The sequence below is a fragment of the Streptomyces sp. JJ36 genome (assembly GCF_021696945.1).
In the GTDB taxonomy this organism is placed as follows: domain Bacteria; phylum Actinomycetota; class Actinomycetes; order Streptomycetales; family Streptomycetaceae; genus Streptomyces.
The window spans coordinates 1-9,054 of the sequence record NZ_JACYHE010000120.1 but is presented as its reverse complement, the minus strand read 5'-3'; the positions used below and the strand labels follow the sequence as shown (position 1 = coordinate 9,054).

Genomic DNA, 9,054 nt, shown 5'->3' with positions numbered 1-9,054 from the left:
GAACAATTCGTGGGGAAGGCCCCGCCGGTGTGATGCCGGCGGGGCCTTTCTGCGTGTCCGGCGCCTTTCCCCCGGGACGATCGCCGGCCCGGCACGCCCGGCCCCGCAGGGCGCCCGTGACGCGCACCGTAGGGTTGCCGTATGCGCTACGAGCTGGTGATCTTCGACAACGACGGCGTGCTGGTGGACAGCGAGCCGCTCGCCAACCGCATACTCGCCGCCTATCTCACCGAGCTCGGACACCCGACGACGTACGAGGACTCCCTCCGCGACTACATGGGATCCGCGGTGCACCGCGTCCACGACCTCGTGCGGGAGCGCACCGGCCGCCGCCTCCCCGACGACTTCGACGCCACCCTGCACCAGCGCACCTTCGCGGCCTTCCGCCGCGCGCTCCGCCCCGTCGCCGGCGTGGCCGAGGTGCTGGAGAAGCTCGCCGCCGACGGGGTGCCGTACTGCGTGGCGTCCTCCGGCACCCACGAGCGCATCCGGGTCGCCCTGCGCACCACCGGCCTGTACGACCGCTTCGACGAGCGCCACCTCTTCAGCTCCCAGGACGTGGGGCGGGGCAAGCCCGCCCCGGATCTCTTCCTGCATGCGGCCGCGTCCATGGGTGTGCCGGCCGACCGCTGCGCGGTCGTCGAGGACAGCCCGCTCGGCGTCCAGGCGGCCCGGGCGGCGGGCATGGACGTGTACGGATTCGCCGCCATGACGCCCCTCGACCGGCTGGACGGGGCATCGGCGCACTTCCGGACCATGGACGAGCTGATGTCTCTCCTCGCCGGCTGAAAGCGGGCGGGTACGGTGGCGGTCATGAGTGGCGGCGCAGTGTTGATGTGGGACGAGGCGGTCACCGGTTACGACTTCGGTGCCGGGCATCCGATGGACCCGGTGCGGCTCTCCCTGACCATGGGGCTGGTGGAGGCGTACGGGCTGACCCGTGCGCCCGGTCTGACCGTACGGGCCGCACCGGCGGCCGGTGACTCCACGCTCCGGCTCGTCCACCGGCAGGACTACATCGACACCGTGCGCCGCGTCTCGGCGGACCCGCTCGTCGCCGACGGCTCGTACGGTCTGGGGACCGAGGACGACCCCGCGTTCGCGGGTGTGCACGAGGTCTCGGCGCTGATCGCCGGTCAGTCGGTGGGTGCCGCCGAAGCGGTGTGGAACGGGGAGGCGCTGCACGGCGTGAACTTCGCCGGCGGACTGCACCACGCCATGCCCGGATCGGCCGCCGGCTTCTGCATCTACAACGACGCGGCCCTCGCCGTCGCCCGGCTGCTGGAGCTGGGCGCCCGCCGGGTGGCGTACCTGGACGTCGACGTGCACCACGGCGACGGCGTGCAGGCGGCCTTCTGGGACGACCCGCGGGTGCTGACCGTCTCGCTGCACGAGCATCCGCGCGCCCTCTTCCCCGGCACGGGCTGGCCCGAGGAGTCCGGCGGCCCGCAGGCGGAGGGCTCGGCCGTGAACGTGGCGCTGCCGCCGGGCACCGGGGACGCCGCCTGGCTGCGGGCGCTGCACGCGGTGGTGCCGGAGCTGCTGGCGGAGTTCCGGCCGGAGGTGCTGGTGACGCAGCATGGCGCGGACACGCACGCCGAGGACCCGCTGGCGCATCTGGCGCTCAGTCTGGACGCGCAGCGGGCGGCGGCCGAGGCCGCGCACGGCTGGGCCCACGAGCACTGTGACGGCCGCTGGCTGGCGCTGGGCGGCGGCGGTTACGCGGTGGTGGACGTGGTGCCGCGGAGCTGGACGCATCTGGTGGGGATCGCCGCCGGCGCCCCGGTGCCGCCGGAGTCCGAGGTGCCGGAGGAGTGGCGGCGGACGGTCTACGCCCGGACCGGCCAGGCGGCCGTGCCGATGCGGATGACCGACGGCCGGGAGACGCTGTGGAAGTCCTGGCAGGACGACGGGTACGACCCGGGGGACGCCGCGGACCAGGCGGTTCTGGCCACGCGCCGGGCCGTCTTCCCGGCGCACGGCCTGCTGCCCTGACGCGCGCGGTCGGCGTCGCACCGGAAGCCGCACGGCCCGTCAGTCCTGCGCTTCGCTCGTTCCGGTGACGCCCGGTCCGGACCGTCGCCACCCGGCGGGGTGAGGCCGCGGCGAATCCGCTGCCGCCCGGCGGGCGTGGGGCGACCATGGGCCGGTGGTGAGTGAGGAGGCGCTGCGCGCCCATCTGGTGACCGCGGGGCTGGCCGGGACGGTGGCGACGACGCGGGAACAGAGCCTGCGCCGCTACCGGCTCTTCGCCGCCCGCGACCCCCGGGCGCTGCTCGGGCTGCGGCCCGAGGGTCGGTGGAGCGTGCCGGACCTGGTGGCCCTGATGGCCGAGGAGTGCGGTGTGTCCGCGGATCCGGCACAGGGCTCGGGGCAGGACCGCATCGACCCGGAGCGGACCGTCGCCGCGCTGGACGCCTTCGCCGCGCGGCTGGCGGCCGCCGCGCGGAGCAGGTCGCCGGTGCTGTTCGGCACCGGGCATCCGCGGCGGCTGCTGGCCTTCTACGCCGAGCTGGCGTCGGCGCTGGCGGCGGCCGGCTGCCCGGTGCTCGTGCCGGCACAGGGTCAATGTGTCGACATGACGACTCAGTTCGGCGTACGCCCGTGCACTCTCTCCTACGTACGGGGCGTCGCGTTGGTCCACGAGGCGGGCGCGCGGCCCGGAGCCGATGCGCCGGGCGCACACACCCATTCGCCGCTTCCGCTGCGGACGGCGCTGGCCGCCGCCACGGCCGAGGGCGGGCGGCTGCCCGAACTCGTCATCGGTGACCACGGTTGGGTCTGCGCAGCAGGTCAACTGGGTATCGATGCCATGGGGCCGGCCGACACGGACGACCCGGCGCCGTTCGTCGGGCAGGCCGAGGGGCGGGTGTCGGTGGCGGTGCCGCTGGACGACGGCGTCCCCGCGGCGCGTTACCGCCCCCTGGCGCGCTATGTACTCAATCGAGCGTGTCTGTCACATTAGAGGACCGATCGCTACTCCTCTTCCCCACTTGCATCACCCGCCCCTAATCTGGGGAGGAGCGCACATGCGAGCAGGAGTCACCGGAGGGGAAGCCGGTGCCCGACATGTGCGGAAGGTCAGGTGTTGCATGGCTGCTGGCGAGAGGCCTCTGAACGAGGTCGTGTTCCTGACCGTGGCGGAGGTCGCCACGGTGATGCGAGTGTCCAAGATGACCGTGTACCGCTTGGTGCACAGCGGTCATCTGCCCGCGATCCGGGTGGGCAGGTCCTTCCGGGTGCCGGAACAGGCGGTGCACGACTACCTCGAACATTCCTACGTGGGGGTGGAAAGCGCCTAGCCGACCTTGATCGCGAACGGTCCGGCGGGCACACGGTGAACCTCGGATTACGACCACCTCGCGGTGCCGGGTAGGCTGACCCCATGGAGGTCGTGTGGGCTCGGACGCCCCGCACCGAGTAAGCGAAGTGAGCGAGGGTAGTCGTGGGCTCTGTTATCAAGAAGCGGCGCAAGCGGATGGCGAAGAAGAAGCACCGCAAGCTGCTCAAGCGCACGCGAGTGCAGCGCCGCAACAAGAAGTGAGGGGCGGGCACGCTCGTCACTGACCGCCGCTTTTCGCTCCGCACCGTGGCGTGCGAAGCGAAAGGCGGCGGTTTTGTTGTATTGCTGCTGTAGTGCTGTTCCGCAGCCGCGTGCGCCGGGCCTCCGCCGTGCCGGCGGCCGCGGTCCACCTCGACGGTGCAGGAGGGTTCGTGGGCAGGGTCGTGCTGGTCACCGGAGTGGCCCGGCAGCTCGGCTGCCGTGTCGTGCGCAGACTGCAGCGGGAGCCCGACGTCGACCGGGTGGTCGGCGTCGACGCGCTGCAGCCCTCCCACCGGCTGGGCGGCGCGGAGTTCGTACGGGCGGACATCCGGCAGCCGGCGATCGGTGCCGTCCTCGCCGAGCACGGCGTCGACACCGTCGTCCATCTGGACGTGAACGGCACGCCGCTGCACCCGCGGGGCAGCCGGGCGGCGGTCAAGGAGACCAACGTCATCGGCACCCTGCAACTCCTCGGCGCCTGCCAGAAGGCGCCCCTGGTGCGGCGGGTGGTGGTGCGTTCCAGCGTCGGCGTCTACGGCGCCGCGCCCCGCGACCCGGCGGTCTTCGACGAGGCCATGACGCCGAAGGAGCTGCCCACCGGCGGCTTCGCCAAGGACGTCGTCGAGGTCGAGTCGTACGTCCGCGGCTTCGCCCGGCGCCGTCCCGACGTGTCGGTGACCGTGCTGCGCTTCGCGCATCTGCTCGGCCCGGCCGTCGACTCGCCGATGACCGCCTACTTCTCGCTCCCCGTGCTGCCGTCCGTCCTCGGCTACGACCCCCGGCTGCAGTTCCTGCACGAGGACGACGCCGTCGAGGCGCTGCGCCTGGCCGCCGGGGAGCCCGCCCGCGGCACCTTCACTGCGGGCACCTTCAACATCGCCGGGGACGGCGTGCTGATGCTCTCCCAGTGCGCCCGCCGGCTCGGCCGCCCCATGCTGCCGCTGCTGCTCCCGGCGATCCGCTGGGGCGGCTCGCTGCTGCGCTCGGCGGGCGTCACGGACGTGTCGCCGGAACAGATCCGGATACTGACGCATGGCCGGGTGGTGCGGACCACGCAGATGCGAGAGGTCCTCGGCTTCACGCCCCGGCACACCACGGCCGGCGCGCTCGACGCCTTCGCCCACAGCCGCGGCCCGGGCCTGCTGCCGCCGGAGGAGATCCGCCGGGTGGTGGACCGGGTGGCCGCCCGGGTGCCGGACCGGACCGCCCCTTCCCACCACGACGAGGAGCCGCGCAGCCATGGGTGACGCCAAGGTGATCCCGTTCGACGACGACCGTGACCGCTCCTCCGGGGGCGGGGCCGGCCTCTCCGGCCGTACGGGCCGCTCGCGCCCCCGCGGTGCGCGGCGCCGTACGGAGGAGGGCGGCCCCGGCGCGGCACGGTCGCCGCTGACGCCGCTGCCGGAGCACGCGGCGTCCGGCCACGGCCCGTACGGCGCGTACGGGGGCCCGGAGGACCCGGAGGAGGACGTCCCGCCGGACGCGCCGGCCGGCGACCCCGCGCCGGCCGCGTGGGAGGAGCGGGTCGCGCGCGGCCTGGCCTTCCTGCGGCGGCGGCTCACCGGGGAGTACGAGGTCGACGAGTTCGGCTACGACCGGGAGCTCACCGAGCAGGTGCTGATGGCGCTGCTGCGGCCGCTCTACGAGAAGTACTTCCGGGTCGAGGTGCGCGGCATCGAGAACATCCCGGAGTCGGGCGGTGCGCTGGTCGTCGCCAACCACTCCGGGACGCTGCCGCTGGACGGGCTGATGCTCCAGGTCGCCGTGCACGACCACCATCCCGCAGGGCGGAGGCTGCGGCTGCTGGCGGCGGACCTGGTCTTCATGACGCCGGTGGTGAACCACCTCGCCCGCAAGGCGGGGCACACCCTCGCCTGCACCGAGGACGCGCAACGCCTGCTCTCCCGCGGGGAGATCGTCGGGGTGATGCCCGAGGGCTTCAAGGGGCTCGGGAAGCCCTTCGCGGACCGCTACAAGCTGCAGCGCTTCGGGCGGGGCGGCTTCGTCTCCACGGCGCTGCGCGCGGGCGCGCCCATCGTGCCGTGCTCCATCGTGGGGGCCGAGGAGATCTACCCGATGATCGGGAACTCCAAGACCCTCGCCCGGCTTCTCGGCTTCCCGTACTTCCCGCTCACACCCACCTTCCCGTGGCTGGGGCCGCTGGGCACGGTGCCGCTGCCGACGAAGTGGACCATCCAGTTCGGCGAGCCGATCCCGACCGAGGGCTATCCGGCGGACGCGACCGACGACCCCATGCTGATGTTCAACCTCACCGACCAGGTGCGGGAGACCATCCAGCACACCCTCTACAAGCTGCTGGTGCGGCGCCGCTCGGTCTTCTTCTGACGCGGCTTCCCGCCGGTGCGGCCGGGTGTCGGCCGGCCGCACCGGCGGGAGGAGTGCTCAGTCGTCCTCGGCGTCGATGCCGAGCCCGGGGAGCACGTCGGGCAGCAGCGGGGGCAGGGTGATGTCGGGTTGCGGAGCCTGGACGCCGCCGGGCGCGGTGTCCGCACTGCCGGAGCGCCCGTCGCTCGGTTGCAGCGGCGGGTCGATCAGGCCGTCCTCCCCGATGAGCCGGCCGTCCTCCGACCGGGAGCCGGACGGGCGCGGGGACGCGCTGCTCTCCGGCTGCCGCTCCTTCGCGCGCTGCGAGGCCGGGGGCGACTCCGGGGCAGGCCCGGACTGCTCGGGCTGCCGCTGCTCGCCCTTCCGCCCGGGGCCCGCGGCGGGGGCCGAGGGCTCGTCGCGCTGCTCCGGGAAGAGTGCGCGGAGCGGGCCGACCTCCTGCTCTATGGCGTCGAAGACCGAGCTGACCTGCCGTCCGACGTCGGAGAGCGGGGCGGGGAGTCGTTCCTGCAGGCTCTGCCAGCGCGTGCCGTGGGTGCGGGAGAAGCTGGAGAGCGACTGCATCACCGCGATCCGGCCGTGCCGTTCGTACGCCTGGCTGAGCAGCCGGTGGCCCTCCGAGGCGTCCGCCTTCATGCCGGAGAGGGCGCGCCGGACGTCGCTCAGCGACTCGTGGTCCAGGGGACCCGATCTGCCGCGCTCCATCAGCCGGGTGGCCTCGCTGAGCCGGGTCGCCGCGTGGTCCAGATGGAGGCGGCCGCGGTCGGCGTCGTCGTCGGCCATGCCCAGGCGCAGATCCTCCATGCCCAGCTTCAGGCCGTAGAGCGTGTCGCCGGGCAGGGCGTCGCCACTGGCCGCGGCGGCACCGCCGAAGGCGGTGGCCGCCACGCCCACGCTCAGGCCGCCGGCGGCGAGCCCCTTGCCGAGCCGGCTGCCGGGCCGGAACCTGCCCAGCCCGCTCGCGCCGGCCGCCCGGTGCGTGCCACGTCCGCTCCGTGCGCTCCGCTGCCCGGGCACCGCGCCCTCGCCGGAGCCCACGGTGCCCTCCTCCGCCGCCGCCTCCATGGCGGCGACGAGCCGGGCACGCTGGACCGTCTTGACGTCCGGGTCGAGCTGGGGCCCGGGCAGGGCGGAGAGCCCGTCCGCCAGGGAGAGCAGTCGCGCCTGCTCGTGGTCGCCGTCGGCCGCTTCCTCGTCGTGTCCCGGCTCGCGCCCGGGCTCGTCAAGGGCTTCGGCGAAGGCCTGTGCCCGCCGACTGGCCGATACGGATCCGATCACGGGCGGCACCTCCTCTTGTCAGCACGGTCGACTCCCCACCGGGCGGGGAAGGTTGCACGGCCGACCGACGACCACCCGAACGAGTGACTGTCCGCGGGCGTGGCACGGCTGCGGGGAGTCTGCACTCCCCACAACGAGCGGAACGCCAGTCGGGTTACGCGTTCCGATGATGTGACCGCGAGCGGCCGCATGCGCCCGGCCGTCTCCGCCCGGCCCGTCCCCGTGCGTCACCCGGGCCGGCGCCTCCGTCATCTGGCGTCGTCGGGCAGCAGCCGCGCCAGGGTGCGCACGGCGCGGTACTGGAGGGTCTTGATCGCTCCCTCGTTCTTGCCCATGATCCGGGCCGTCTCGGCGACGGTGAGCCCCTGGAGGAAGCGCAGCGTCACGCACTCCTGCTGCTGCGGGTTGAGCCGCCGCACGGCGTCCAGCAGCGTGGCGTTGGACAGCCGTTCCAGGACGGAGTCCTCCGGGCTGCGCTCGACCTCGTTGGCGTCGAGCATCTCCCCCGTGGTCACCTCCAGGCGGAAGCGGCTGGACTTGAAGTGGTCGGCGACCAGGTTGCGGGCGATGGTGACCAGCCACGCGCCGAAGTCGCGGCCCTGCCAGGTGAAGGTGCCGATGCGGCGCAGTGCCCGCAGAAAGGTCTCGCTGGTCAGGTCCTCGGCGGTGGCCCGGCCGCCGACCCGGTAGTAGATGTAGCGGTAGACGGTGTCGCTGTACTGGTCGTACAGGCGGCCGAAGGCCTCCGCCTCGCCGTTCTGAGCTCGTTCGACCAGATCCATCATCCGGCGCGCGTCGGCGTCGGTGACGGCGGGGCGGCGGGCGGTGGAGGCGCCGCCGGCGGCGCGGGATCGTCTGCCGGCGGCCCGGGGCCCGGTCGCGGTGCCGGTGGCGGTGCCGTCGGCCAGGGCGTAACAGGGACGGGTGGGGACAGGGGCGGCTGCGGCGAGGGCGGGGACGGCGTACGCGGTGGGGACGAATGCGCGGAGCTGGTCGAGGACCGTCGTGCGCAGCGTAGCCAGGCCCGAGGCGTCAACCCCGACGTGTGGGTACACGGGACTCCCAGAGGCAGAGCTTCCATCACGTGCAGTGCGGGACCGTTCGCCCGGTATAGGGACGGTTGGGTACCGGATTGCGTCTGAGGAGAATAACGCTTCGTACAGGCAGTGCTACGCCTAGTTGCTGAAATCGCCGATTCGGTTTGAAGTGTTACGCGTTGAAGGCGAACCGGAATTCGAACGCAAACCGCTGGCTGATCGTGTGCGGCCCTGAATTTGTCACAGAGGTGACGACTTGTGTTCGAGTCCGGTGCGAAGGCGTGTCGGCCCGCTGGTCGGGGCCGGTGCGCGCGGCGCGCGCGGGCGACCTGCCGGAGTCGGGCGTTCCGTGTTGCCCGGTACTGTTCCGGACGCCGTGTGCCCGCCCGCGGTTGCACGGCGGGACGGGTTCCGCCGCGGTGGTGCGGCCCGGTACGGCCCGGTGCGGGCCGGTGCGGGCCGTACGGGCCCGGCGTGTCGCGCGGCCGCTCCCGGCCGCCCCCGGCCGGGGGCGAACGGCTCCCGGTCGCCGGCCGTGGGCCGGGTCGTGCCCTTCCGCCGGGCGTGGGGTCGGCCACCGGAGCGGTGGCGGCCGGATGTCTTCGCCCGCCCGGGCGTACCGGCCGGCTTCCGCCGACCGTGGGCGGCAGGTTGCCTTCCGCCGGCCGCCGGGTGGCGGCGTCCGGGGCCGTGGCTCCCCAGCCGGCCGGGCGCACCCTGCCCGGCACGGGCCGGGCGCCTTCCGCCGGCCGTGGGCGGGCCGGGCGCGCTCGCCGGTCATGGGCCGGCCGGGTGCGTTCCGCCCGGCGTGGACCCGCCGGCCCCATCCGCCCGGCCGCCGGCCGGTGG

9 protein-coding genes are annotated in these 9,054 nt (G+C 73.9%); 7 read left to right on the top strand and 2 right to left on the bottom strand.

What is annotated here, in order from left to right; genetic code table 11:
• Positions 1-141: 141 nt before the first annotated feature.
• From HOY81_RS26165 to HOY81_RS26135, 7 genes are all read left to right on the top strand, one after another.
• Entirely contained in the window at positions 142-789 is a 648-nt protein-coding gene (locus HOY81_RS26165; RefSeq protein WP_237323185.1) for an HAD family phosphatase, read from the top strand.
• A 24-nt stretch (positions 790-813) separates the two neighbouring features.
• Complete coding sequence (locus HOY81_RS26160; RefSeq protein WP_237323184.1) at positions 814-1,995, top strand: acetoin utilization protein AcuC; 1,182 nt, start codon at positions 814-816, stop codon at positions 1,993-1,995.
• A 154-nt stretch (positions 1,996-2,149) separates the two neighbouring features.
• The gene (locus HOY81_RS26155; protein WP_237323183.1) at positions 2,150-2,965 is read left to right on the top strand and encodes a phosphatase; all 816 of its coding nucleotides are present in this window, start codon (positions 2,150-2,152) and stop codon (positions 2,963-2,965) included.
• A gap of 127 nt (positions 2,966-3,092) precedes the next feature.
• Complete coding sequence (locus HOY81_RS26150; RefSeq protein WP_237323182.1) at positions 3,093-3,302, top strand: helix-turn-helix domain-containing protein; 210 nt, start codon at positions 3,093-3,095, stop codon at positions 3,300-3,302.
• 143 nt (positions 3,303-3,445) lie between these two features.
• Complete coding sequence (locus HOY81_RS26145) at positions 3,446-3,544, top strand: AURKAIP1/COX24 domain-containing protein (RefSeq protein ID WP_003948845.1); 99 nt, start codon at positions 3,446-3,448, stop codon at positions 3,542-3,544.
• Positions 3,545-3,672: 128 nt separating this feature from the next.
• The gene (locus tag HOY81_RS26140; protein ID WP_308341215.1) at positions 3,673-4,791 is read left to right on the top strand and encodes an NAD-dependent epimerase/dehydratase family protein; all 1,119 of its coding nucleotides are present in this window, start codon (positions 3,673-3,675) and stop codon (positions 4,789-4,791) included.
• A complete protein-coding gene (locus tag HOY81_RS26135) occupies positions 4,784-5,890 on the top strand; it encodes a lysophospholipid acyltransferase family protein (RefSeq protein WP_237323180.1) in 1,107 nt (368 codons plus the stop codon). Before HOY81_RS26140 ends, HOY81_RS26135 begins: the two co-directional genes overlap by 8 nt.
• Positions 5,891-5,947: 57 nt before the next feature.
• Here HOY81_RS26135 and HOY81_RS26130 read toward each other — a convergent pair whose 3' ends face one another.
• Positions 5,948-7,168 (bottom strand): DUF5667 domain-containing protein, encoded by a 1,221-nt coding sequence (locus HOY81_RS26130; RefSeq protein WP_237323179.1) that lies wholly within the window; start codon positions 7,166-7,168, stop codon positions 5,948-5,950.
• A 248-nt stretch (positions 7,169-7,416) separates the two neighbouring features.
• Positions 7,417-8,223 (bottom strand): ECF subfamily RNA polymerase sigma factor, BldN family, encoded by an 807-nt coding sequence (locus tag HOY81_RS26125; RefSeq protein ID WP_237323178.1) that lies wholly within the window; start codon positions 8,221-8,223, stop codon positions 7,417-7,419.
• Between the last annotated feature and the right edge of the window lie 831 nt (positions 8,224-9,054).

Bases quoted from the DNA above. Each gene is read 5' to 3' on its own strand.
- HOY81_RS26165 (WP_237323185.1), top strand. From the start codon at position 142: ATGCGCTACGAGCTGGTGATCTTCGACAACGACGGCGTGCTGGTGGAC.
- HOY81_RS26160 (WP_237323184.1), top strand. From the start codon at position 814: ATGAGTGGCGGCGCAGTGTTGATGTGGGACGAGGCGGTCACCGGTTAC.
- HOY81_RS26150 (WP_237323182.1), top strand. From the start codon at position 3,093: ATGGCTGCTGGCGAGAGGCCTCTGAACGAGGTCGTGTTCCTGACCGTG.
- HOY81_RS26135 (WP_237323180.1), top strand. From the start codon at position 4,784: ATGGGTGACGCCAAGGTGATCCCGTTCGACGACGACCGTGACCGCTCC.